Source organism: Saccharothrix texasensis (assembly GCF_003752005.1).
In the GTDB taxonomy this organism is placed as follows: Bacteria; Actinomycetota; Actinomycetes; order Mycobacteriales; family Pseudonocardiaceae; genus Actinosynnema; species Actinosynnema texasense.
The window spans coordinates 6,453,032-6,477,703 of record NZ_RJKM01000001.1; the positions used below are offsets into that span (position 1 = coordinate 6,453,032).

The following is a 24,672-nucleotide window of genomic DNA, read 5'->3' on the forward strand; positions in this document are numbered from 1 at the left end:
CCGGACGGCTACGGCAGCTTCGGCTCCACCACGTCGGCGAGCCGCTTCGCCAGCTCGCACTGGGCCTTGCCCGCCTTGGGCTGCACCGCGACGTCGACCCGGGACGACGCGGTCACCCCGAACGCGAAGAAGCAGCTGCCGCTCTCGGTGACCCAGGTCTTCACCTGGTGCTTGCCCACGGTCAGGTCGGTCACGGGACCGGGCACGTCGATGCCCTCCAGGCCCACGTTGGTGCGGACGTCGATGACGACCAGCTGCGCGTCCACCTCGTACTCGCAGCTGCGGGCGGTGCCGATGTCCCGACGTCGGGGTTCCCCGTCGAGCCCGCCCAGGGCGCGCTCGACCTCCTCCTCGCTCACCAGCCCGCACGGGTCGGCGGCGGCCAGGGCGGGCGCCGCGGAGGCCGAGGTGGTGCCCGTCGACGACGGTGGTGCGGGCCCCGCGCCCGCGATCGGCACGGGCGTCCCCTCGATCGCCTTGCTGCACGCCGCGGCGGCGAGGAGCGTTGCGGCCAGGAGACCGATCGAGGCTGTCCGAGAGTTCACGGCGTCGTCCTCGGGCGTCAGGCGGAGAGCATCGGCCCGCCGGCTGCGGTGACGCCGTCCTCGGCGTCCTGGTCGGTGGTGCGGTAGTGCTCCATCGCTTTCGTGACCTGTGTCTTCATCTCGATCAGGTCGGCTCTGAACCTCGTCAGCGCCGTCTTGAACCCCTGGTCGGGGTCCGAGGAGATGGTGGCCAGGAACGGCTTGTAGACCCGGGCGGCGGGTGTGGTGCCGAGCGGTGGCTCCAGGCTGAGGCGGTCGGCTTCGAAGGCGAGCCGGTCCGACTGCTGCACCATCCGGTCGATCGCGCGCACCAGGACGTCACCTCCCCTGGCGCTGATGGTGAAGCCCGCGGCGGTGGCCGCCCGGAACTCGGCGACCGCCGTGCCCATCCCGCTGATCCCGGCGAGCAGTCCCTCCACGATGATCACTCCTCCCCTGGTGGTGTCCCTCGTGGTGTGCACCGGCAGTGATGATCTCTATCGTCTCCGTGACGGGTTCGATGGCAAGCAAAGCCCTCAGGATGCCGATTTCACCCCGTCGAGGACAGGGAATCGGCCAAGTGACGACCGATGGACCAGCGGTCCATCGGGACGTAGGTCGCACTCGGTGTGCCGTTCGGCCGACGGCCGGGCAGCACCGCGAACCGGCCGGCGTCGACGTCCAGGTAGCTCGCGGCACCCAGTTCCGCCTCCTGCCCGCCCTTCCTCACCGAGACGCTGAAGTAGCCGGCGCCGGTGCGCGGCCGGCGCAGGATCTCGGCTACCGCGGAGTCCGCGGTCGCGGCGGGCCGGATCCCGGCGGTGAACCGGAAGTGCGAGAAGTCCTCGTCCGGGGGCAGGGGTGCGGGCGCGTCCACCACGACGGCGGAACCGGGGCCGGGCGGCAGGTCGGGCAGGAGCCCGACGAGGGCTTCCACCACGGTGTCGGCCGCGTGCCGGTGGAACACGACCAGTTCGTCCCGCTGCACGGCCAGCACGCCGTCGCGCCCGTCGGACACCGCCAGCGCCACCAGCGGGACGCCCCGAGCCGTGCCGACCAGGGCGACCCCCAATGGCGCGTCGGCGAACAACCGCAACCGCTCGACCAGTTCGGGCGCGAAGTCGCGTCCCCGCACCAGGTCCCGCGCCACCAGGTCCCGGTGCACCGCCTCGACCAGCGTCACCCGCTCCGCCAAAGTCGTGCCGCGGTGCCCGATGGAGAACGGAAACCGTCGGACGTCCAAGCCCAGCGCATCACCCACCGCGTCCAACTCGGCGAGCGAGCAGACTATGTGCCCCTTCACTCCCGGCGAACCCCCTTACCCCCGAGACCCATACTTACAGTGATCGGGGGCGAACGGTCCGCATTTGTCGGGGCGCGGGAACGGGCAAAATGGAGTGCCGCACACCTCGGTGTGCGGCACTCGGGCGGAATTGCGGTCAGACGGCCGTCGCGCGCACCAGCACCAGACGTTCCGGGTGGAGCACCGGGGCTTGCACGCCCGCCGTCGTCAGCACCCGGCCCGGCAGGGTCACGCCCTCCGGCTGCCACCACGGCAGGGGCACGCCCCAGTTGTGGGCGTTGCCGTCCGGCACGTCGCCGGGCGCGAGGGGGCGCACGTGGTACGTGCGGTCGGTCGAGAGGCCGGGCAGGCGCACCGCCCCCGGCGGGTACAGCTGGGACGTGGCCAGGGCGACGATCGCGAACACGGCGTCCGACCCGTCCTCCGCCACCACCCCGTGCACCTCGATCGCCGGGTCCGGGTGATCTGCGTGGACCGAGGTGCCCGAGTGCAGCAGGGGCCGCAGCTCCTTGTACAGCGCCACCCACGACCGCAGCCGCTCCAGGTCCGACTCCGACGCCGCCGTCAGGTCCCACTCGATGCCGAAGTGCCCGAACAGCGCCGTCCCCGCCCGGAAGTCGACGGGGTGCTGCCGGTGCGTCGTGTGCGACGTGCCCGCGCCCACGTGCGTGCCCATCAGCTCCAACGGGATCAGCGCGTTCGTCCACCGCTGCATCGACTGCCGCTCCAGCGCGTCGATGCAGTCCGACACCCACACCCGGTCGGTGCGCTCCAGGATCTCCAGGTCGACCCGCGCGCCACCGGACGAGCACGACTCGATCTCCACGTCGGGGTGACGTCGCCGCAGCTCGTCCAGCAGCCGGTAGACGGCCAGCGTCTGGCCGTGCACCCCGGCCCGCCCGGTCGGCCGGTGCCCGGCGTCCACCAGGTCCCGGTTGTGGTCCCACTTCAGGTACGACACGGGGTACTCGGACAGCAGCGCGTCCAGCCGTCGCAGGATGTGCGCGTAGGCCTCGGGCCGGGCCAGGTCGAGCACCTGCTGGTGCCGCGCCGTGCGGGGCAGCCGGTCGCCCGCCGCCATCAGCCAGTCGGGGTGGGCCCGCGCCAGCTCCGAGTCCGGGTTGACCATCTCGGGTTCGACCCAGATGCCGAACTGCATCCCCAGCCCGGTCACGTGGTCGGTGAGCGGCCCGAGCCCGTCCGGCCACACCTCGTCCGACACGTACCAGTCGCCCAGGCCGCGCCGGTCGTCGCGCCGCGAGCCGAACCAGCCGTCGTCGAGCACGAACCGCTCGCCGCCGACCGACGCGGCGGCGTCCGCCAGCGCCTTGAGCCGGTCCAGGTCGTGGTCGAAGTAGACGGCCTCCCAGGTGTTCACCACGACCGGCCGGGGCGAGGAGGGGTGGGACGCGCGCGAGCGCAGGTGCCGGTGGAACCGGGCGGACACCTCGTCCAACCCGTGCCCGTACGACGCGTACTGCCACGGCGACGCGTACGACTCGCCGGGGCCGAGCACGACCTCGCCGGACAGCAGCAGCTCGCCCGACCCGAGCAGGGACACGGAGTGGTAGGTCTTCTCGGCGAACGTCCGGTGGTTGCCCGACCAGGCCGTGTGCACGGCCCAGATCTCGCCCGTGCGGTTGCCGAACCCCGCCGTGCCCGCCGCGAGCAGGTACGCCGAGTCGTAGCCGGTCCGACCGGTCCGGTTCTCCCGCACGTGCAGGCCGTGGTTCCACGCCGTGCGCTGCGGGCTGCGCTCCCGCGTCCAGCGCCCGGTGAAGTCCAGGATCTCGACCGCCTGCGGCGGCGCGGGCAGGGTCAGGTTCACCGCGTCGACGGTGAAGTCCGACGACCCGGTGTTGGTCAGCACGGCCCGCTGCCGCACCAGCCCGGCCGGCGTCAGCTCGACGTGCAGGGCCAGCCCGAGCCCGGCGGCCTCGTCCACCGCCTCGACCGCGGGACCGTCCACCGACACCACGCGGAAGGCGGTCGAGAAGTCCCGCCCACCCCGGTTGCCGACGATTCCGGGGGTGCCGAGCCAGCCCGCCGACTGCTCGGGCAGCACGGCCACGTCCACCGGGCCGTCGACCGAGTAGCCGATGGGGTGCGGGCTCTGCGCGAGCAGGGTCGCGGCCAGTTCGGAGGTGGAGAGCTCACCCAGGTCGGCGCCCCAGTAGCGGACCCGGGGGAGGGTGCTCCCGGAGAAGTCGAGCACCAGGCTCACACCCGCGGCCCGCAGGTGCGTCACGTCTGCCACTTGTGGTCTTCCTCTCTGGTGGTGAAGCTCGTTGACTTACTTTAGTTGCTGGCGTAAGAATCGCCATACCTTGAACGTCACACGGCAGAAACCCACCGCCGCCGCTGGGAAAAGAGGAACGATGATTCGCACGACCTTGCACGACGGGTGGCGCCTGAGCGCGGTGGGCGGGCCGATCCCGGCGGTCGTCGCCGATCGCGAAGTGCCCGCCGTCGTGCCCGGCAGCACGCACCTCGACCTCCTCGCGGCGGACCTGATCCCCGAGCCGTACCTGGACACCAACGAGGCCGAGCTGGCCTGGATGCACCGCGCCGAGTGGCGTTACGCCCTGACCTTCGAGGCCGAGGCGGCGAAGCCCGGCGAGAAGGTGGAGCTGGCCTTCGACGGCCTCGACACCGTCACCACGGTCGAGCTCAACGGCCGGGTCCTCGGCCACACGGCCAACATGTTCCGCTCCTACCGCTTCGACGTGCGCGAACACCTCGAGGACGGCGCGAACGACCTCGTCGTCACCTTCCACTCCGCCCTGGCCTACGCGGAGCGGCAGGAGGAGGCGCTGGGCCGGCGCGACCGCGCCTACCCGCACCCGATGAACGCCGTGCGCAAGATGGCCTGCTCGTTCGGCTGGGACTGGGGTCCCGACCTCCAGACCGCCGGCATCTGGAAGCCGGTGCGGCTGGAGCGCTGGACCGAGGCGCGCCTCGCGCAGGTCCGGCCGCTCGTCACGGTGGACGCCGACGGCACGGGCCGGGTCGAGGTGCACGTCGAGGTCGACCGCGCCCGGGACGCCGACCTGACCGCGGTGGCGACCGTGGCCGGCGTCGAGCAGCGCGTCCGGGTCGAGGGCGACTCCGCCGTGGTGACCGTCGAGGTGCCGGACGTCGACCTGTGGTGGCCCGTGGGCTACGGCGACCACCCCCTCTACGACCTGCACGTCATCCTCCGGTCCGCCGGCGAGGACGTCGACCGGGCCGATCGTCGCATCGGCTTCCGCACCATCACCGTCGACACGACGCCCGACGAGGTCGGGACGCCGTTCACGTTCGTCGTCAACGGCGAGCCGGTGTTCGCCAAGGGCGCCAACTGGATCCCGGACGACCACTTCCTCACCCGCGTCACCCGCGACCGCCTGGCCCGCCGGGTCGACCAGGCCGTCGACGCCAACATGAACATGCTGCGCATCTGGGGCGGCGGCATCTACGAGACCGAGGACTTCTACGACGTCTGCGACGAGCGCGGCGTGCTGGTCTGGCAGGACTTCCTGTTCGCCTGCGCCGCCTACGCCGAGGAGTCGCCGCTGTGGGAGGAGGTCGAGGCCGAGGCGCGCGAGAACGTCGCCCGGCTGACCTCGCACGCGTCCCTGGCGCTGTGGAACGGCAACAACGAGAACCTGTGGGGCTTCGCCGACTGGGGCTGGGCGGAGCAGCTGGAGGGCCGCACCTGGGGCCTCGGCTTCTACACCCGGCTGCTGCCGGGGATCGTCGCCGAGCTCGACCCGACCCGCCACTACTCGCCGGGCAGCCCGTACAGCCCGGGCGAGCTGCACCCGAACGAGGACACCCACGGCACCCGCCACGAGTGGGAGGTCTGGAACCGGGTCGACTACACCCACTACCGCGACCACACGCCGCGCTTCTGCTCGGAGTTCGGCTTCCAGGGCCCGCCGACCTGGGCGACGCTCACCAAGTGGGTGCACGACGAGCCGATGACCCCGACCTCGCCCGCGTTCCTGCTGCACCAGAAGGCCGAGGACGGCAACGGCAAGCTCGACCGTGGCCTCGCGCCGCACCTGCCCGCGCCCGCGGAGTTCCCGGACTGGCACTGGGCGACCCAGCTCAACCAGGCGCGCGCGGTCGCGTTCGGCGTCGAGCACTTCCGCTCGCACTGGCCGCGCACGGCCGGCGCGCTGGTGTGGCAGCTCAACGACTGCTGGCCGGTCACGTCGTGGGCCGCGGTCGACGGCGACGAGCGGCTCAAGCCGCTGTACTACGCCCTCAAGCACGCCTTCGCGCCACGCCTGCTCACCGTCCAGCCGCGTGACGGCGTGGACGCGCTCATCGCGGTCAACGACACCGGCGAGGCCTGGACCGGCGACCTCGCGCTGGAGCGCCGGACGTTCACGGGCGAGGTGCTCGCGGCGGTTAAACTCCCGCTCGACGTGCCGGCGAGGTCGGTGGCGCGGATCGACCTGGCGGCCGAACTGGTCACGCCGGGCGACCCGAAGGGGGAGGTGCTGGTGGTGAGCACGGCCGACGCGCGCACCGCGCACCTGTTCCGGGAGGACCTGGAGCTGGCCTACGACCCCGCCCCGCTCACCGCCGAGGTGCGGCGGGTGGAGGGCGGCTACCGGGTGGACGTCACCGCGTCCTCCCTCGCCCGCGACGTCGCCGTGCTGGCCGACCGGGTCGCCGAGGACGCCGTCGTGGACGACACCCTGGTCACGCTGCCCGCCGGCGGGACGCACTCGTTCCTGGTCCGCACGGAGGCCGAGCTGGCCGACCCGTCCGCGCTGGCCGGTCCGGCGGTGCTGCGCTCGGCCAACGACCTGTGCGCGGTGCGGACGTGACCGGCGGCTCGACCGGCGCCGTGGGCCTCGTCCTGGCCCGCCCCGCGCGCCTGTTGGGCGCGGAACCGTTCTTCATGGAGTTCATCGCGGGCATCGAGGAGCGGCTCGCCGAGCGCGACCGGTCGGTGCTGCTGCACATCGTGGGCGCCGAGGACGCCGAGATCGCCGCCTACCGCAGGTGGTCGGCGGGCGGTCTGGTGGACGCGGTCGTGGTCGTCAACCGCACGGTGGACGACCACCGGCCGGCGGTGCTGCGGGAGATGGGCCTGCCCGCGCTGTACGTGGGTGAGCCGGACGAGCTGGCCGTGCCCGCGGTGCGTACCGACGACGCCGGACCGGTGCGGGAGGCGTTGGCCTACCTGCTCGACCTCGGGCACCGGCGCATCGCCCGGGTCAGCGGCCCGGACGCGCTGCTGCACACCAGGGCGCGGACCGCCGCGCTGCTCGAGGGCTGCGCGGAGGCGGGCATCGAGCCCGTCGTGCTGGAGGGCGACTACTCCGAGGAGTCCGGGGCGAAGCTCACCACGGCGCTGCTCAACGCGCCCGAGCCGCCCACCGCGATCCTCTACGACAACGACGTGATGGCCGTCGCGGGCCTCAACGTCGCCAAGGAGCTCGGCGTCGCCGTGCCCGACCGGCTCAGCCTGGTCGCGTGGGACGACTCGTCGCTGTGCCGGCTCGCCTCACCCGCGCTGACCACGATGAGCGTGGACGTGCACCAGTTCGGCGTCACCGTCGCCGAGTCCGTGCTGGAGCTGATCGACGGCGTCGAGGTCGCCGAGCGCTGGTCGCCCAAGCCCACGCTCATCGCGCGGGAGAGCACCCGATAAGAGGATCCACATGACCCACCACGCCGCCGAGTCGCGGTACGACGCCATGCCCTACCGCCGGTCCGGCCGCAGCGGGCTCAAGCTGCCCGCCGTGTCGCTGGGCCTGTGGCACAACTTCGGCCACGACAAGGCCCTCGACGGTCAGCGGGCCATCCTGCGCCGGGCGTTCGACCTCGGTGTGACGCACTTCGACCTGGCCAACAACTACGGGCCGCCGCCCGGCAGCGCCGAGGAGAACTTCGGCCGGTTGTTCGCCCAGGACTTCCGGCCGTACCGGGACGAGATCCTGGTGTCCACCAAGGCCGGCTACCACATGTTCGACGGCCCGTACGGCGAGTGGGGCTCCCGCAAGTACCTCGTCGGCTCGCTGGACCGGTCGCTGGCCCGGCTCGGCCTCGACCACGTCGACGTCTTCTACCACCACCGCCCGGACCCGGACACGCCCATCGAGGAGACGATGGGCGCGCTGGACCACGTCGTCCGGTCGGGCAAGGCGCTCTACGTCGGCATCTCGAACTACTCCGCCGAGCAGACCCGGGAAGCCGCCCGGGTGCTGCGCGAGCTGGGCACGCCGCTGCTGATCCACCAGCCCTCGTACTCGATGTTCAACCGGTGGGTCGAGGACGGCCTGCTGGACGTGCTGGCGGAGGTCGGCGCGGGCAGCATCGCGTTCTCGCCGCTGGCGCAGGGCGTGCTGACCGACCGCTACCTCGACGGCGTGCCGGAGGGCTCGCGGGCCGCGGGCGCCTCGCCGTTCCTGTCGGCGTCCAACCTGGACGATGCGACGTTGGCGAAGGTGCGCGCGCTGGACGACGTCGCGAAGCGGCGCGGGCAGACGTTGGCGCAGCTGGCCATCGCCTGGGTGCTGCGCAACGTGACGTCGGCGCTGATCGGGGCCTCCAGCGTGAAGCAGCTGGAGGACAACGTGGCCGCGACGGCGAACCTGGCGTTCGAGGCCGACGAGCTGGCCGAGATCGAACGGCACCTGTGACGTCCCGAGCGGCGTGAGGTGAACCGCTTCAGCCCTGCTGGCACCACCTCTTGACGAAACTTTGCTTAACCGCTTAACTAAGTCCATGGGGCAAGCACTCGAGCCGGTCGCGGTCGCCATCGACATCGGCGGCACGAAGCTCGCCGCGGCGTTGGTCGAGTCCGACGGCACCGTCCTGGCCCGCCGCACCGCGGCGACGCCCACCGGTGACGCGGAGACGGTCTGGGGCGGCCTCGCGGGAGTGCTCGACGAGCTCCTGCGGGCCGCCGCCGGCCGCACCGTGCTCGGCGCGGGCATCGCCTCGGCCGCGCCGATGGACCTGCGCACCGGCACGATCAGCCCGGTCAACATCCCCGGCTGGCGCGACTTCCCGATCACCGCCCGCGTCGGCGAGCTGCTGCCCGGCCTGCCGGTCCGGCTCGGCGGCGACGCGTTGTGCATGGCGCTGGCCGAGTACCACCACGGCAACGGGCGCGGCAGCGAGTGCCTGCTCGGCATGGTCGTGTCCACCGGCATCGGCGGCGGGTTCGTCTTCGCCGGCCGGCCGCACTTCGGCGCCACCGGCAACGCGGGCCACGTCGGGCACTTCGTCGTCGACCCGACCGGCCCGCTGTGCGGCTGCGGCGCCCACGGCTGCTCCGAGGCCTTCGCCAGCGGCCCGTCGATGGTGCGCTGGGCGTCGGAGCAGGGCTGGCAGCCGCTCGGCGGCACGGCGGACGGCGTGGCGCTCGCCGCGTCGGCCCGCGCGGGCGACCCGACCGCGCGGGCGGCGTTCCGACGTTCCGGCGCGGCGGTCGCCCAGGTCATCACGGTCGCCTCGGCGTTGTGCGAGGTCGACCGCGTGGTCATCGGCGGCGGCGTGGCGCAGGCCTGGGACCTGCTCGAACCCGCCATCACCCAGCCGCTCGCGGACTACGCGGGGCTGGAGTTCATGCGCCGGGTCGACGTGTGCCCGGCGACGTTGGGCGTCGACTCGGGACTGATCGGGGCCGCGGCGCTGCTCGCGGACGACCGCGTCCCGTCCGTGCCCGTGGGGATCTGAGGGACGCGCCGTGCGCAAGTTGGACACCATCGTCCGGGAGTACCACTGGGGTTCGCGGACCGCGCTGGCCGAGCTGCGCGGCGAGCCGTCGCCCAGCGCCGCGCCGCAGGCCGAGCTGTGGGTCGGGGCGCACCCCGACGACCCGTCCCGGCTGGCCGGCTGCGACGTGCCGCTGGACGCCTACCTGGCCGCCGACCCGGTCGGCCTGCTCGGGCCGGACAGCCTGGCCGCCTTCGGCCCGCGCCTGCCGTTCCTGCTCAAGGTGCTGGCCGTGGCCGCGCCGCTGTCGTTGCAGGTGCACCCGGACCGCGCGCAGGCCGCGGTGGGGTTCGCCGAGCGCGGTTACCGCGACGACCGGCCCAAGCCGGAGGTCCTGGTCGCGCTGACCGACTTCGAGACCCTGTCCGGCTTCCGCCCGGCCGCCGAGACGGCGGCGTTGCTGGACGAGCTGAACCTGCCGTCGTTGGCCCCGATGCGGGACGCGCTCGCGGCCGGCGACCCGTGGGGCGCGCTGCGCTGGGCGTTGTGCACCGCCGACGCGGGCCTGGTCGCCGAGGTGGCGTCGGCGGCGGCCCGCGTGCCCGCGCTGGCGCACATCGCGGACCTGGCCGAGGTCTACCCGGCGGACGCGGGCGTGGTGGCGGCGTTGCTGCTCAACGCGGTGAGGTTGCGGCCGGGGCAGGCGGTCCACGTCGGCGCGGGCGTGCTGCACGCGCACCTGCGCGGCACGGGCGTGGAGCTGATGGCGAACTCCGACAACGTGCTCCGCGCGGGCCTGACCACCAAGCCGGTGGACGTGCCGGCCGTGCTGTCGCTGGTCGACCGCGCGACCGGTCCCGCCGCCGTGCTCGACGGCGAGGTTGACGGTCCACTGAGGACCTACCGGACGCCGGAACCCGAGTTCCGCCTGCACGCCGTGCGGCCGGGCGCGGTGCTGGCCGGCGGCGGTCCGCAGCTCCTGCTGTGCACCAGGGGCTCGGTCGTCGTGCGCCGTGGTGGCGACGAGGTCGCGTTGCGCGGCGGTGAGTCGCTGTTCCTGCCCCACGGCGCCGACGCGGCCGAGGTCTCCGGCGCCGGCGAGGCGTTCTGGGCGACCACGAACCTCTGAGCCCACGCGCCAACCCCTCACACGATCGAGGGTCGGGTGACCCGCTTCCAGGTGGTCCGTGACGTTCGTGTCACGAATCCGGCCCCGCACCCAACTCGGCCAGGTGAAGTCATCTCACTGTCGAGGTCGACCCCTACCGATCATTCCTACGCCGTGATTTTCTGGCCATGACTTGTTCACCCACTCGCAATGGGAGAAGGACGAATCATGACCACCACCGTCAATTCCGGTGCGAATAAAATCGGCCCGTCCATCGTCGAGGACGAATTCCTGGCGGCGAACGCGTTCTTCGCGCACGAACTGTTCACGACCGGCCCCGCCGTCGGTGACGGCTCCGAGGAGAGCATCTACAACAGAGACGATTCGGCGGCCTCCGCGATCATCATGCCCGAGGTCGTGCCGCCGGAGATGGCGGCGCAGGTGGCCGAGGCCAAGAAGCGCCTGGTCCAGCTCACCAGCCTCGGCTCGACGAAGATGCGCAAGTGGATCACCCAGGGGTCCGATCCCGACCTCATCTTCAACATCGACGCGTGGAAGCAGATCTTCACCAAGTACCCGCTGATCGCGTATGACGAGGTGCTCGAGTCCCGCTTCCGGCACAGCGGCAGGGGCATCGAGGTGGCGCAGGGCGTGGCCTCGGCGCTGATGTCGCTGGCGGTGGGCCCGGGCGGCGCGATGGGGGCGTTCAAGGGGTTCCTGGAAAGCGTGCAGACCAGGATCAAGGCGGCTACCGAGAAGAAGGAGGCGCCGACCGCCCTGTTCATCCAATCAATCACGATCACGGTCCAGGGTGACACGGTGATACCCCGGTTGAACGGCTTTTTCATCAGCTACGCCGAGAGCAAGCGGATCATCGACATCCCCTGCGGCAGTTCCGAGAGCTTCGAGGTCGAAAGTTCCTACCAGCGCATCGGTGGCCTCTTGGACATCGACTCGCTGAACGAAACGGACATCCGGAAGAAGTGGGAGGACCTCATGAAGCAGGCGGCTCTCGACGACATCGAGAACTCGCAGGACTTCTTCGACGACGACGCGGGCTTCGAGCCCTCGAAGTAGTCCGGTCGACCTCGGGAGGCATCCGATGACCACCTCGATCCCAGCCCGGCGCGACCGGGACGACGGCGAACAGGCCCGGATCTTCTCCGGCGGCAACGACCACGGCACCGCTTTCGCCCTGATCGTCAACTGCTCCGGGCGCACGGACGAGGCGTACCGGCGGTTCGCGGACACCCTGCTGACCTACCCGGTCGGGCTCGCCCGCTACCTGGCCAAGAAACCGGACCCGTACGACGCGGACACCTGGCAGACGGCGTTCGACATGCTCCCGGCCCTCGCCGGGGTCGAGTCCGAGCACCTCGTCAGTCGACTCGACGGCACCGAGACCGCTCGGGGGCTCCTCGACGACATGGCCCCGGAAACGCGGGGCGAGGTCGAGCGGATCGGAGCTTTCGCCGACCTGATCGGGCAGCTGTCGGGCCTGGCGATCAGCTCGCACCTGTGCGGCGCCGAGAAGTACGCGGTGGTCGGTCTGGCGCTGACCGTGGGCATCGGCGACGGGGTGGAGGAGTTCGACGGGAGGCTGCACACCTTCACGTTCGAGGTTTCCGTCGAAGCCGTCGACGGAAACCTGGAGGTGGACTACGACGTGCGGCGGATCTCCGCGCGGTTCACCGGTGACGTGCAAGGCTTGCACAAGGTCTTCCGCAAGCCCTCGGCCGAGGAGCTGGACGTGCTGCGCGCCTCGCTGCACTACCTCGAGCTGACCGCCTGACGTGGCCGAGCGCACGGGTGCGGCGGAAACCCGGCCGCACCCGTGCGCTCACCACTGCTTGCCGTCCTACTGGAAGTTCACGTCACTGCACAGGTAGTACGCCTGGTCCATGTGGCTGGCCTGCCAGATCGTGAACACCACGTGGCGGCCGGTGCGGCTGCCCGCGTTCACCTGGGCCTGGTAGAGGCCCGTGGTGCCGTAGCGGCCGGTCGAGGTGACCAGCTCCAGGTCGCTCCAGCTCAGCGGCGTGGTCGCGGTGTTGACGCCCTGGCGGGTGATGTAGATGCGCAGGTAGTCGGCGCCGTGCCTCGCCTGGTCGGTGATGGTGAGCGTGAACTGGCGGGGCTTGGTGGCCGTGTTCCACGCGCCGACCGTGTCGAGCGCCCGGTACCGGCCGCTCTCGGCCAGGCCGCCGCTGCACAGCTGGCCGTTCGGCAGGGCGCCCTGGTGGTTGCCGCCGACGCCGTTGCGGTACAGGCCGTTCCAGTTCCACATCGCGTTCGGGTCGGCCTTCCAGGCCTGCGCGCACATCGGGTCCGTCTGACCCATGTTCGGGTTCAGGTGGTCGCTGCCCCAGCGCTGGTAGCAGCCGTAGTTGCGCGACGGCGGGTCGGTGACCGAGCCGTGAGCGCTCGCGACGCCTGATGCGCCCACCAAGGTGACGACGCTGGCCGCGAGGACCGCGAGGACCGAGCTGAAGACGCCGATCACCGATCGGGTACCGCGTCGGAAGGTCATGTGTGTGAGTCCTCCACGTTGAGGATTGACCGAATGCCGGACTGGGAGCGCTCCCAGACCTCACGGTAGCGAATCGGACACCGGCTGTGAACCCCACACCGGCGCGAAGCTTTTCGTTCCAAATGGGCACCCGAACAGCCCAACCACTACCGCCATTCGCGCGTGTCCTACGCCCGGAACGCGCGTGTCCTACGTTCCGGACCCCCGAATTCAACGTTCAGCCCATGGCGACTACCGGTAGTAACCCGCCACCGGGACGGACGCCTCCTCCAGCAACCCCGGCCCCTCCTGCGGCACGGGGGCGAAGCCGCCACCCGGCTTCAGCTCGTTGAGCTGCTCGGTCGACAGCGCGAACACCACCCGGCCCAGCCCGGACCGCTCGATCGCGCCGACGCACATCCCGCACGGCTGGCAGCTGGTGAACATGGTCGTCCCGGCCGCCACCTCCGGCGTGAGCGACCGCGCCGCCCACCGGGCCAGCTTCAGCTCCGGGTGCGCCGTGATGTCGTCGTCCGTCACGCTGGAGTTGCGCTCCTCGACCAACACCGCGCCGTCCGGCCCCACCAACAACGAGCCGAACGGCGGGTTGCCCGACGCACGCGCCTCGGCCGCCAGCTCGATCGCCCTGCGCAAGCTCATCGGAACTCCTTTCGCACCGTGGCCAACGCCTGCCACGCGACTTCCGGGTGGACTGTCTCCTGTGGATCCCCGACGAACGGGTCCAGCACCACGGCCTCGGCGCCCGACGCCCGCAGCTCCGCCAGGTCGCCCAGGACCTGCGCGACGCTACCCTCGCCCAACCGCCGCTCCGGCCCCAGCTCGTCGGGCGTGAGGTGCAGCAGCACGCGAGGCGTCAACGCGGGCAACGGTTTCCCCTCCGCCTCCGCGATGACCTTCAACCGCTCCAGCGCCTCCCGGTACGCCGAGGGGGTGAGGCGCAGGCTGTGCCACGCGTCCCCGAGCCGGACGGCCCGCCGCAGCGCCGCGTCGGAGTGCCCGCCCACCCAGATCGGGATCCGGCCGGCCCGGTAGTCCGACTCGTCCCGCCACGCGTCCCGGACCACCCGCAGCCCCTCGTCGGTCAACCGGCCGCGTTGGGCGAAGGGCACGCCCAGCGCCTCGTACTCCTGCCGGGCCCACCCCACGCCCACGCCGAGCACGAACCGACCGCCGGACAGCTCGTTCACGTTCGCCGCCATCCGCGCCACCAGCAACGGGTGCCGGTACGGCAGCACCAGCACGGTGGTGCCGAGCCGGATCCGCGACGTCACGCCGGCCAGCCACGCCAGCGCGGTGAACGGCTCGTAGAACGGGGCCGGGTACTGCTCGGCCACGTCCGGCGTCACGGCCACGTGGTCGGACACCATCAGCAGGTCGAAGCCGAGGCCCTCGACCGTCCGCGCCCAGTCCCGCAGCACGTCCGGCGAGGTGCCGGGCCCGAAGTTCGGAACGTTCACACCGATCTGCACGGCGCCAACGCTATGCGGAAACCGGCGCGTCCTGAAGAGGTTCCGCCCGGTCTGACCGGCCCTCCGCCGTGGATTCCCCGGTAAAATCCGCCCATGACCGGGAACCTCGATCCGACCGACTGGGCGATCCTCGCCGAGCTGCAGCGCGACGGCCGGATCGCGCTCAGCGAGCTGGGGCGCCGGGTCAACCTCAGCGCCTCGGCGACCACCGAACGGGTCCGCAGGCTGGAGTCCGCCGGTGTGATCACCGGCTACCGGGCCGAGGTCGACCTGGCCAAGGTCGGCTACGCCGTGCTCGCCGTCGTCCGCCTGAAGTACCCCGGCAACCGGCACGAGCCGCTGCACGCGCTGCTGGCCGACCGCCCCGAGATCCTGGAGTGCCTGCGCACCACCGGCGACGACTGCTACACGCTGAAGGTCGCCGCCACCTCCATGCCGCACCTGGAGCGGGTGGTCAACGACCTGACCGGCTTCGGCAGCACGACCACGAACATCGTCTACAGCCAGACCCTGCCGTACCGGGGTGTGTCGGCGACGTAGCGCGGTCGCGCGCCCCAGGTGTGGTCGTCATGCCTGGTCGTGGCCGCCGGTGGAGGAGGTGCTGCCTCGTCGGGGCCACGGGCACGTCGAAAGGGCCGTCGCCAGCAGGGGCGGTCTCATCGTCGAGACCTCCAAGGCCTGGGGGAGAGCGCTCTCGCCCCACACCCCGCCAAGCTGGACGACGGCCCCTCGACCCCGACAACGCCGCCGCCGTGCGTTGCGGGACATCTCTGGGAACGTTCCCAGGAGCGACGGTAGCGCACCGGGTTCACCGCCGGCAAGCGCTTTCCCACGGACCGCCCAAAAGGCCGTTCACGCTGTTGAACAGCGAGAACGGCCTGTCGGGAGGTCAGGAGTGCGGGCAGGTGTCCCGGTACTCGGAGATGGCCGCGGCGCGGGGCGCGGGGCACAGGAACTGCTCGTAGCGGGTGTCGTTGTCGACGAACCGCTTGAGCCACGCGATGCTGTACTTCGCGATCGTCGTGTTGGCGCTGTTCGGCGCGAAGTGGCTCGCGCCCGCCAGCTCCAGGTAGGCCTTGTCCAAGGTGGACGGGAGGCCGGTGTAGAACCGCTCGGAGTGCGTCGAGACGGCGGCCACCGAGTCGTCCTCCGCGCCGACGACCAGGGTCGGCGTCTGCACCGTCGACCACGTCTTGGTGGTGTTCCACGCGGTCAGCGGGATCGAGGCCTGCAGGCTCGGCCGGTCCTTGGTGGCCTCCAGCGCGCCACCGCCGCCCATCGAGTGGCCCATCACGCCCAGGCGCGACGAGTCGATGCGCGACCGCACGGTGCTGCTCGTCGTCAGGTAGTCCAACGCCGCCAGCAGCTGGTCGCCGCGCGAGGCGGGCTGGTCGTACCGGGAGTTCGTGTCGATGATGAAGATGACGAAGCCCTGCGAGGCCAGGCGCGGCCCGAGCCACGACAGGCTGGACTGCGAGGCCGTGTAGCCGGGCGCCACCGCGACCGCGCCGAACGTGCCCTCGGCGGTGCTGGTCGGGTAGTAGATCGTGCCGCCGCCGAAGCCGCGCACGCTCAGCGAGGACACCGTCGCCTGGTCGGTGGCGAACGGCCCGCGGGTGGCCTCGATGCTCGCGGTGCTCGGCGCGGGGCCGCGTTCGTAGGGGTTCTCGGCGGCCTGGGCCACCGTGCCGGACGTGGTGAGGGCGACCACCGCGGCGAGGACGACGACGCGGCGGGACAGGGGAGACCTCAGGGACATGGTGTGCTCTTCCCGGTGTGGCAAGGACTTGGCGGAGAGAGTCCTGAGTGGACCGTGCTTACCGCGGCCGAGTCTGACCCACTACCTACTCCGGAGTCAAGTAAAAAACTACGCACCGTCCCCTCGTGATCACGGATTTGAAAGAAATTCACCTACCGGGACCGGGAAGTGGGCCGTCGACCGTAACTCCCACCTGCGAGGAAGCGCTCCCACGGCCCCTTGACCGCGGCCCGCCCGGTAACGAAGATCGGCCGCGACAGAGCCGTCGGACGAACGGAACCGCCGATGTCCCGCAGACACCTGAGCGCCGCCCTGGCCGCGGTGCTCGCCGCCGGTCTCCTCACCGGGGGCGCCGCCGCGTCACCCGCCCGCCAACCGGTCGTCGGCGAGCCGCGGACCGAGCACGGCTGCGCCCGGATCGAGGAGCGCCTCCCCGAGCTGACCCAGTGGCCGAGGGTCGAGAGCCGGGTGAAGTCGAACCCCTCCGACGAGCGCCGCGTCCGGAGGATCCTCGCCGGCATGACCCTGGCCGAGAAGGTCGGCCAGATGACCCAGCCGGAGATCGGCGCGATCACCCCGGACGAGGTGCGCGAGTACGGCATCGGCTCGGTGCTCAACGGCGGCGGCTCGTGGCCGAACCGCGACAAGCACGCCGCGCCCGAGGCGTGGCTGGCCCTGGCCGACGCCTATTGGGACGCCTCGAAGGCCAGCCGCACGGGTCTGCCCGCCATCTGGGGCATCGACGCCGTGCACGGCAACAACAACGTCTACGGCGCCACCGTCTTCCCGCACAACATCGGCCTCGGCGCGGCGCACGACCCGTGCCTGATCCGGGACATCGGCAAGGCGACCGCCGAGCAGATCCGCGCGACCGGCCAGGACTGGGCCTTCGCGCCGACCCTGGCCGTCCCCCTCGACGACCGCTGGGGCCGCACCTACGAGGGCTTCTCCGAGGACCCGCGGATCACCCGCGCGTACGGCTACGAAGCCACCCGCGGCCTTCAGGGCAACAGCCGCAGCCGCGTCGGCGTGCTCGCCACCGCCAAGCACTTCATCGGCGACGGCGGCACGGTCGGCGGCAAGGACCAGGGCGTCAACCCGGCGTCCGAGGCCGAGATGATCAACGTGCACGGCCAGGGCTACTACGGCGCGCTCGCGGCCGGCGCCCAGACCGTGATGGTGTCGTTCAACAGCTGGACCAACGACTCCGGCGTCGACGAGGGCAAGCTGCACGGCAGCAAGCTCGCGGTGAACGACATCCTCAAGGGCAAGATGGGCTTCGACGGCCTGGTCGTCTCCGACTGGAACGGCATCGGCCAGGTCGCCGGCTGCACCAACTCGTCCTGCCCCCAGGCGATCAACGCGGGCATCGACGTGGTCATGGTGCCCAACGAGTGGAAGGCGTTCATCGCCAACACGGTCGCCCAGGTCGAGAACGGCCAGATCCCCCTGGCCCGCATCGACGACGCGGTGACCCGGATCCTGCGCGTCAAGCTCCGCTCCGGTGTCCTCGACGGCGAGAGGCCGTCCCGGCGCCACCACGCCGGCTCCACCGCCGCCCTCGAAGCCCGCGAGCTGGCCCGTGAGGCGGTCCGCGAGTCCCAGGTGCTGCTCAAGAACGACAACCGCGTGCTGCCCCTCTCGCCGCGCTCGAAGGTGCTGGTCGTCGGCAAGAGCGCCGACAGCATGCAGAACCAGACCGGTGGCTGGACGCTGACCTGGCAGGGCACCGGCAACACCAACGCCGACTTCCCCGGCGGCACCACCGTCCTCGGCGGCCTCAAGGAGGCCCTCGGCGAGCGGAACGTGGTGTTCAGCGAGACCGGCGACGTCGACCCGGCCGGTTTCGACGCCGTGATTGCGGTGCTCGGCGAGACCCCGTACGCGGAGGGCGTCGGCGACATCGGCAAGCGCTCCCTGGAGGCCGCCAAGCTCTACCCGAACGACCTCGCCGTGCTCGACAAGGTCAGCGGCAAGGGCACGCCGGTCGTCACCGTCTACCTCTCCGGCCGGCCGCTGCACGTCAACAAGGAGCTGAACCGCTCCGACGCGTTCGTGGCGGCCTGGCTGCCGGGCACCGAGGGCGCCGGCGTCGCCGACCTGCTGATCCGCGGCAAGCACACCTACCCGGGCTTCACCGGCGAGCTGTCGTTCTCGTGGCCGCGCAGCGCCTGCCAGACGCCCCTGGACGCCGGCGGCGACCCGCTGTTCAAGCCCGGGTACGGCCTGCGCTCCTGGCAGACCGGCAACCTCGGCCGGCTGGACGAGACCTCGCCCGAGGCCGGCTGCTCCGGCAACGGCGGCGGCGGCACGGCCACCGAGGACCTGGAGGTCCACGTCCGCACCGACGTCGCCCCCTACCGCAGCTACATCGGCTCCCCGGACAACTGGGGCGGCACCGAGCTGGGGCCGGACGGCGAGGCGGCGCACAGCTCCATCACCGTCGTGCCCGCCGACGTCAACGTCCAGGGCGACGCCATGAAGACCACCTGGACCGGCACCGGTCCCGGCCAGGTCTACCTCCAGGACCCGGCGGGTGGCAGCGACCTGCGCGGTTACCTCAACGCGAACGCCGCGCTGGTCTTCGACGTGATCGTGCACCAGGCGCCGGCCGCGCGGACCGTCGTCAGCACGCACTGCCAGTACCCGTGCTTCGCCGAGGTCGACGCGACCGGTCTGTTCACCTCGCTGCCCACCGGCGTCAAGTCGACGGTGAAGATCCCCATCTCGTGCTTCGCCGAGGGCGGGCTCGACCTGGAGAACGTCAACACGCCGTTCCTCGTCTACACCGAGGGCGCGTTCCAGGCCTCGTTCGCCAACGTCCGCTGGGCGCCGAAGGCCGCCGCCGACCCGGACGCCAGGACGTGCGCCGGCCTGGCCTGACCTGACCGGCGAGGGGCGGGCGGTGTTCCGCCCGCCCCTCGCCGTCTCAGTACCCGACGGTGAACCGGACCCGCCGGTGCCGGGGCGCCTCGGCCTCGTCCAGCAACGCCACCGCCAGGTCCTCGATCGAGATCACCTCGCCGACCTGCTCGTCCCGGCCGACCCGGAACACGCCGGTCCGCTCGCCGGGCTCCAACACCACCGGCGGGCTCAGGTAGGTCCAGTCCGCCGCCCGGTCGGCCAGGCAGACGGCCAACTGCTCGGCACAGGCCCGCGCGACGGCGGCCAACCCGGCGGGGAAACCGGGCGCCTGCTCGACCGTGTGCCCCTCGGGCGTCACGAGGGTCGCCGCGCCTCCCACGACCAGCAGCCGCGCCCCGGTCACCGCGACCCCGGCGAGCAACGCCCCCGCGGCCTCGACGAGCTGGCCCTCCTCCCCGTCGGCCGGCCGGGTGGCGCTGATCACCAGGTCGCGCCCGGCGCTGAGCCGCACGACGTCCGCGACCACCCGCGCGTCACCGGTCTCGCCGCCCGCGCCGGCCCGCCGGCTGACCGCCGTGACCTCGTGCCCCCTCCGCCGGGCCTCCGCCACGACCCGGCGGCCGACGCCACCGAGCGCTCCGAACACCGTGATCCGCACGGACTTCCCCCTTCGTCTCCACCGGTTCCCGTTGGGCCACCACGAGGGCGACCAGCACGACCACCGCGCCGAGCACCTGCGACGCGGTCAACTCCTGGCTCAGCACCAGCCACCCCACCGCCGTCGCGACGACCGGGCTGAGCAGCCCGAGGAACGTCACCCGCGTCGCGGGGAGCAGCCGGATGCCCCGGAACCACAGGGCGTAGGACAGCGCGCCGCCGATCACCCCCAGGTACGCGAAGCCGCCCACGTTGGCCGCCGTCAACGCGGGCGGCGGCCCTTCGACCAGCAACGTCACCGGCAGCAGCACCACGCCGCCGGCCACCAGCTGCCACCCGGTCACCGCCAGGAGCGGCGCGGTCGTGGTCCACCGCTTGCTCAGCACCACCCCGGCCGCCATCACCACCGCACCGCCCAGCGCGGCCACCACGCCGACCCAGTCCAGCCGTGCGTCCGCCCGCAGCACCAGCAGCGCCACACCCACGATCCCCGCGACCCCGGCGAGCGCCGTCCGCGTCGTCATCCGCTGCCCGAGCAGCACCACCGCGAACCCCGCCACCAGCAGCGGCTGCACGGCCCCGACGGTCGCCGCCACCCCGCCCGGCAGCCGGTACGCGGCCAGGAACAGCAACGGCAGGAACACGCCGATGTTCAGCGTGCCCAGCACCAGCGAACGCCACCACCAGTCGCCGCGCGGCAGCCGGCGCGTGACCGCGACCAGCAACAGCCCGGCCGGCAGCGCCCGCAGCAACCCGGCCAGCAGCGGCCGGTCCGGGGGCAGGTACTCGGTCGTGACGTAGTAGGTCGTGCCCCACACGACCGGAGCGAACGCGGTCACCCATTTGCTTAGCACTAAGACAAAGTAGCTCACCGCTAAGGTATCTCTGCGGTGACTTACCTCACCGCTAAGCTAGTTCGATGGCAGACCACGTCGACCTCGTCCTCGGCCAGTGGCACGCGCAGCGCCCCGACCTCGACGTCTCGCCCATGGCGGTGATCGGCCGGCTCAGCCGCCTGGCCAGGCTGGTGGACGTCGAGCTGGGCAAGACCTTCGCCGCGCACGACCTGGACCGGGCGTCGTTCGACGTCCTCGCGACCCTGCGCCGCAGCGCGCCGCCGCACCGGCTGACCCCGACCGAGCTGATGCGCTCCTCGATGGTCACGTCCGGCGCCGTCACCCAGCGGCTCGACCGCCTCGAAGCACGCGGGCTGGTCGTCCGGACGCCGAACGAGCACGACGGCCGGGGCGTGGTCGTCGCCCTCACCGACGCCGGCCGCGCGCTGATCGACCGGACCCTGCCCGACCACCTCGCCACCGAGGACCGGCTGCTCGGCGCGCTGTCCTCGTCGGAGCGGACGGCGCTGGCCGACACCTTGAAGCAGCTGCTGGCCTCGCTCGGCGACAAGTAGCGCTCCGCCGCCGGACAGGTGACCGGCGCCGCCCTCGCCGTCGCCCTGCTCGCCGCCGGCGCGCTCACCGCGGTCGCCGCCGCACCCGCCGACACCGCGCCCGCCGAGAACGCCCGGCAGCACCGTCACCCGGGACACCGGCCACCTCGGCCACGGCTCCTCGCCCGGCGACCCGGCCCCCGAGGAGAACTTCCGGGCCGCCGCCAAGCCGCGCACGAGGTCGACGACCCCGATGGCGACGTGACCGGGACGTTCCACCTGGACGACATCCGAGCCGGGTGGTCGACCCCGCCCGGCCGATTGCCACCGCCGCCCGCGTTGGGTTGGCTTGGCGCGTGCGATCCAAGGGGGACATCGTGATCGGGACATCCGCGCCGCGCCGGCGCTTCACCGTGCTCGCCGCTCTCCTCTTCGCCGCCGCGGCCGCCACTCCGGCCGCCGCCGCGGCTTCCGCCTCCGACGTGAGCGGGCACTGCCGGGAATCGGGCTACTGCGTCTTCTCCGGCGCCTCCTTCACCGGCGCCCGCACCGTCGTGCCCCAGTCCTACGGCTGCCACCCGGTCACCGACCTGGGTTTCCCCACCGCCCGCTCCGCCGCCCGCGGCTTCGGTGACGGCACCGCGTTGCAGCTGTTCGCCGACACCGCCTGCACCGCCCTCGCCGCCACCGTCTACCACGAGGTCCCCGCCACGACCGCCGGCTCTTACCGACTGATGCCGATCCCCGCCTGACCGTCAGTCGAGGAATGGTCGCGAATTCGGGTTCGGCCACCCGATTCCACCCGGGCTGGATATCTCGACAGGCCGGCCCGCGACGCCGATGCGGCCGACCTGCGCGCGATAGGCGCGACCAAGTGAGCGACAGCCCCGATCAGGTGAACTTCGCGTTCCGGGGGCGGGATCGAGGAGTTGTCCGACCGATTTCGAACCGGCCTGGGTTCCGCCGTGACGTGACGATGCTGGTCCACGCCGGGGTTGGTCGAATGGTGTGCGCCGAAAGAGGTGAAATGCCAGGCGGAAGTCACCGTGGGTGTTCGTGGTTCACACTTCCGGTTGAGTGTTGGCCGGCGGGGGGTAGGTAAACTGCCGCGAATCGTCGATATCACAACAGGGCAACGGGAATGTCGATCCCCAGTCAGAGGCAAGGGGCCACGTCACCACCCGAACGTGGTCGTGAACTCCTCGCGCGGAAGTGGTCGTACCTGCTCAGCGGCGCTGTGGTCGTCGCGCTGGGCAGGGACGAGCTCGACCGCGAAATGCGAGTCCGCCTCGACGACCTGTGCGCGGCGGTGCACGCCGAGGCCTCCGGGCAGTCGCCTTCGCCGCAGCGGGCCGAGCGCATCGGCGAGCAGCTCGTCTCACTCGGGTACCTCACCGAGGACGGCTTGCGGGTCACCCTCGACGTGCTCGGGAAAGGACTGCTGGGGCTCGCGGAGTTCCAGCCCGTGGAACGTCATGCCCAGCCGATCGTGGCCGTGCTCGGCGCGTTGTCGACGGGGTTCCTGGCGGCGAGCCGGCGGGCGGTGTTCGAGCAGCAGGAGTCCATGCAGCTCTCGCTGCTCAAGGCGGTCCGCGACGCGCAGTGGCACCTCAAGGAGAGCGAGGCGCGGTTCGAGGAGGTCGTCACCTCGTCGTCCAGCGGAATCCTGGTCGTAGACCCGGCCGGGCAGATCGTGCGGGCCAACGCGGCGATCGGCGACATCCTCGGCTACACCACCGAGGAGCTGGCCGGCTTCGCCTTGCTGGAGCTCGTGCACCCGGCGTCGGTCCGGGTCCTCGGCGAGGCGATGCTGGCGCTGCTGGAGAACCGGCAGGAACGCGTCCGGCAGCCGCAGCGGCTGCTGCGCAAGGACGGCGACGTCGCCCGGATCTCGATGACGGTGTCGTTGCTGCGCGGCGCGGACGACCAGCCGGTGCACTTCGTCGCCGTGGTCGAGGACGGCACCGAGCTGATGCTGCTCCAGTCGGAGCTGCACCGGCAGGCGCTGCACGACGTGTCGACCGGGCTGCCGAACCGGCAGTACTTCACCACCCACCTGGAGAGCGCGCTGCGCCGGGCCGACCCGGTGCGCGGCATCAGCGTCTTCCACCTGGACGTCGACGCGTTCGGCGTGGTGTGCAACAGCCTCGGCCGGCCGACCGGCGAACGGCTGCTCGTGCACGTGTCGCGACGCCTGAAGGCCGTGCTGGCGCGGGAGAAGGCGATGATCGCCCGGTTCGACGGCGACCAGTTCGCCGTCCTGGTCGAGAACACCGCCACCACGCCGGACGTCGCGAGCACCGTGGCCGAGCTCAACCGCGAGCTGGCCGAGCCGGTGTACTTCGACGACCGCGGGCTGGCCGTGTCGGTCAGCGTCGGCGTGGTGCGCCGGCCGCCGCCGGACTGGGAGCCCGAGGACGTGATGCGGGCCGCCGAGCAGGCGTTGCGGCGGGCGAAGGCGGGCGGTCGCGGCCAGTGGGCGTTGTTCGACGAGGGCCAGGACGCGGCCGAGCGGCGGGCCGACGCGCTGGCCGTGGCCATGCCGGGCGCGTGGGAGCACGGCGAGATCGACGTGCGCTACCGGCCGGTGGTGGGCCTGGCCGATCGCGCGCTGGTCGGCGTGGCGGCCTCGCTGCACTGGGACCGCGGCGACGACTCGCTCGACCACGCCGGGTGCGCGGAGCCGGCCGAGCGGACCGGCCTGATCCTGCCGCTGGGCGAGTGGCAGCTGGCCACCGCGTGCGGGCAGGTGCGGTGGTGGGGCCAGAGCGCCGGGTTCACCGCGTCGCTGCACGTCGACCTGACCAGGAACCAGTCGCGTGACGGCGACCTGGTCCGGCGGGTGCGCCGGGTGCTGGACGACACCGGGCTGCCCGCGTCGCGACTGGTCGTCGGGATGCCGGTGGCGGCGCTGGCGGAGTCCGAGGCGGTGGACAACCTGACCGTGCTGGCCGAGCTGGGCGTCGGCACGTCGTTGGTCGACTTCGGCCTCGGGCCGGACGACCTGGCGGTGGCCGCCGAGCTGCCGATCGGGTCGGTGCGGGTGGCGCGGCGGCTGGTCGAGCGGCAGTCCCGGGGCGATGCGGACTACCTGGCCGAGCTGGTCCGACTGGCCCGGCAGGCGGCCGGCGAGGTGCTGGTCGACGGGCTGGAGACGCGCGCGCAGGCCGACTGGTGGCGTGCGGCGGGCGTGGCCGCGGGCCTCGGTTCGTTCTTCGGCGACCCGTTGCCCGCAGGGGCGTTCCCCGACCCGATCGAGTGGTACGACTAGCCGCCGGCTGGGACGGCGTGGAATCGGCACTTCACACGGTGTTTCCTTACCGTTACAGTTCTGGGAGCGCTCCCAGTCCGATTCCGGTCAGTGTGGACCACGAACGGGCCGACCTCCCGCAGGCGGGTCGA

General features: G+C 72.0%; 22 protein-coding genes. 12 read left to right on the forward strand and 10 right to left on the reverse strand.

Annotated features, from left to right (window positions below):
* Positions 1 to 8: 8 nt before the first annotated feature.
* The 4 genes from EDD40_RS28650 to EDD40_RS28665 form a co-directional block, all read right to left on the reverse strand.
* On the reverse strand, positions 9 to 545 hold the full coding sequence (locus EDD40_RS28650) for a DUF3558 domain-containing protein (RefSeq protein ID WP_170185225.1): 537 nt from the start codon (positions 543 to 545) through the stop codon (positions 9 to 11).
* A 17-nt stretch (positions 546 to 562) separates the two neighbouring features.
* Positions 563 to 1,006 carry a hypothetical protein gene (locus EDD40_RS28655; RefSeq protein WP_148088940.1) on the reverse strand — a complete coding sequence of 148 codons (444 nt, stop codon included), beginning with the start codon at positions 1,004 to 1,006 and terminating at the stop codon, positions 563 to 565.
* 68 nt (positions 1,007 to 1,074) lie between these two features.
* Positions 1,075 to 1,827 (reverse strand): ESX secretion-associated protein EspG, encoded by a 753-nt coding sequence (locus EDD40_RS28660; RefSeq protein ID WP_123745681.1) that lies wholly within the window; start codon positions 1,825 to 1,827, stop codon positions 1,075 to 1,077.
* A gap of 136 nt (positions 1,828 to 1,963) precedes the next feature.
* Entirely contained in the window at positions 1,964 to 4,084 is a 2,121-nt protein-coding gene (locus tag EDD40_RS28665; protein ID WP_123745682.1) for an alpha-galactosidase, read from the reverse strand.
* Between the two features lie 121 nt (positions 4,085 to 4,205).
* Here EDD40_RS28665 and EDD40_RS28670 point away from each other — a divergent pair, with 121 nt between their 5' ends.
* From EDD40_RS28670 to EDD40_RS28700, 7 genes are all read left to right on the forward strand, one after another.
* Positions 4,206 to 6,650, forward strand: a complete 2,445-nt coding sequence (locus EDD40_RS28670) for a glycoside hydrolase family 2 protein (RefSeq protein ID WP_123745683.1) — start codon at positions 4,206 to 4,208, stop codon at positions 6,648 to 6,650.
* Positions 6,647 to 7,480, forward strand: a complete 834-nt coding sequence (locus EDD40_RS28675; protein ID WP_123748348.1) for a LacI family DNA-binding transcriptional regulator — start codon at positions 6,647 to 6,649, stop codon at positions 7,478 to 7,480. The genes EDD40_RS28670 and EDD40_RS28675 overlap by 4 nt, the downstream gene beginning before the upstream one ends.
* Before the next feature lie 10 nt (positions 7,481 to 7,490).
* Positions 7,491 to 8,471: an L-glyceraldehyde 3-phosphate reductase gene (gene mgrA / locus EDD40_RS28680; RefSeq protein ID WP_123745684.1), complete on the forward strand. Its 981-nt coding sequence runs from the start codon at positions 7,491 to 7,493 to the stop codon at positions 8,469 to 8,471.
* Between the two features lie 85 nt (positions 8,472 to 8,556).
* Positions 8,557 to 9,513, forward strand: a complete 957-nt coding sequence (locus EDD40_RS28685; protein WP_123745685.1) for an ROK family protein — start codon at positions 8,557 to 8,559, stop codon at positions 9,511 to 9,513.
* A gap of 10 nt (positions 9,514 to 9,523) precedes the next feature.
* Positions 9,524 to 10,621, forward strand: coding sequence for a mannose-6-phosphate isomerase, class I (gene manA / locus EDD40_RS28690; RefSeq protein WP_123745686.1), 1,098 nt, complete (start codon positions 9,524 to 9,526; stop codon positions 10,619 to 10,621).
* 207 nt (positions 10,622 to 10,828) lie between these two features.
* Positions 10,829 to 11,677 carry a hypothetical protein gene (locus EDD40_RS28695; protein WP_123745687.1) on the forward strand — a complete coding sequence of 283 codons (849 nt, stop codon included), beginning with the start codon at positions 10,829 to 10,831 and terminating at the stop codon, positions 11,675 to 11,677.
* A 25-nt stretch (positions 11,678 to 11,702) separates the two neighbouring features.
* Positions 11,703 to 12,392 carry a hypothetical protein gene (locus EDD40_RS28700; protein ID WP_123745688.1) on the forward strand — a complete coding sequence of 230 codons (690 nt, stop codon included), beginning with the start codon at positions 11,703 to 11,705 and terminating at the stop codon, positions 12,390 to 12,392.
* 66 nt (positions 12,393 to 12,458) lie between these two features.
* Here EDD40_RS28700 and EDD40_RS28705 read toward each other — a convergent pair whose 3' ends face one another.
* From EDD40_RS28705 to EDD40_RS28715, 3 genes are all read right to left on the reverse strand, one after another.
* Positions 12,459 to 13,130, reverse strand: a complete 672-nt coding sequence (locus EDD40_RS28705; RefSeq protein WP_123745689.1) for a lytic polysaccharide monooxygenase auxiliary activity family 9 protein — start codon at positions 13,128 to 13,130, stop codon at positions 12,459 to 12,461.
* A gap of 231 nt (positions 13,131 to 13,361) precedes the next feature.
* The gene (locus EDD40_RS28710) at positions 13,362 to 13,769 is read right to left on the reverse strand and encodes a nucleoside deaminase (RefSeq protein WP_123745690.1); all 408 of its coding nucleotides are present in this window, start codon (positions 13,767 to 13,769) and stop codon (positions 13,362 to 13,364) included.
* Positions 13,766 to 14,599: an LLM class flavin-dependent oxidoreductase gene (locus EDD40_RS28715; RefSeq protein ID WP_123745691.1), complete on the reverse strand. Its 834-nt coding sequence runs from the start codon at positions 14,597 to 14,599 to the stop codon at positions 13,766 to 13,768. The genes EDD40_RS28710 and EDD40_RS28715 overlap by 4 nt, the downstream gene beginning before the upstream one ends.
* Positions 14,600 to 14,692: 93 nt before the next feature.
* Between EDD40_RS28715 and EDD40_RS28720 the strand changes: the two genes are divergently transcribed.
* Complete coding sequence (locus EDD40_RS28720; protein ID WP_123745692.1) at positions 14,693 to 15,139, forward strand: Lrp/AsnC family transcriptional regulator; 447 nt, start codon at positions 14,693 to 14,695, stop codon at positions 15,137 to 15,139.
* A 349-nt stretch (positions 15,140 to 15,488) separates the two neighbouring features.
* Here the strand turns inward: EDD40_RS28720 and bdeA are convergent, their stop codons facing one another.
* Positions 15,489 to 16,358, reverse strand: a complete 870-nt coding sequence (gene bdeA / locus EDD40_RS28725) for a bis(hydroxyethyl) terephthalate hydrolase (RefSeq protein ID WP_123745693.1) — start codon at positions 16,356 to 16,358, stop codon at positions 15,489 to 15,491.
* A gap of 285 nt (positions 16,359 to 16,643) precedes the next feature.
* Here bdeA and EDD40_RS28730 point away from each other — a divergent pair, with 285 nt between their 5' ends.
* Complete coding sequence (locus EDD40_RS28730; RefSeq protein ID WP_123745694.1) at positions 16,644 to 19,241, forward strand: glycoside hydrolase family 3 protein; 2,598 nt, start codon at positions 16,644 to 16,646, stop codon at positions 19,239 to 19,241.
* Between the two features lie 46 nt (positions 19,242 to 19,287).
* Here the strand turns inward: EDD40_RS28730 and EDD40_RS28735 are convergent, their stop codons facing one another.
* Together EDD40_RS28735 and EDD40_RS28740 are read right to left on the reverse strand one after the other, a co-directional pair.
* The gene (locus EDD40_RS28735) at positions 19,288 to 19,875 is read right to left on the reverse strand and encodes an NAD(P)-dependent oxidoreductase (protein WP_246038361.1); all 588 of its coding nucleotides are present in this window, start codon (positions 19,873 to 19,875) and stop codon (positions 19,288 to 19,290) included.
* A complete protein-coding gene (locus EDD40_RS28740) occupies positions 19,757 to 20,719 on the reverse strand; it encodes an EamA family transporter (protein ID WP_425471265.1) in 963 nt (320 codons plus the stop codon). The genes EDD40_RS28735 and EDD40_RS28740 overlap by 119 nt, the downstream gene beginning before the upstream one ends.
* 80 nt (positions 20,720 to 20,799) lie before the next feature.
* On the opposite strand from EDD40_RS28740, the gene EDD40_RS28745 reads away from it, so the two are divergent.
* The 3 genes from EDD40_RS28745 (at position 20,800) to EDD40_RS28755 (ending at position 24,541) form a co-directional block, all read left to right on the forward strand.
* Entirely contained in the window at positions 20,800 to 21,291 is a 492-nt protein-coding gene (locus EDD40_RS28745) for a MarR family winged helix-turn-helix transcriptional regulator (protein ID WP_123745697.1), read from the forward strand.
* A 356-nt stretch (positions 21,292 to 21,647) separates the two neighbouring features.
* Positions 21,648 to 22,022 (forward strand): hypothetical protein, encoded by a 375-nt coding sequence (locus EDD40_RS28750; RefSeq protein ID WP_148088941.1) that lies wholly within the window; start codon positions 21,648 to 21,650, stop codon positions 22,020 to 22,022.
* Positions 22,023 to 22,546: 524 nt separating this feature from the next.
* Complete coding sequence (locus EDD40_RS28755) at positions 22,547 to 24,541, forward strand: putative bifunctional diguanylate cyclase/phosphodiesterase (protein ID WP_246037874.1); 1,995 nt, start codon at positions 22,547 to 22,549, stop codon at positions 24,539 to 24,541.
* The last annotated feature ends 131 nt before the right edge of the window (positions 24,542 to 24,672 follow it).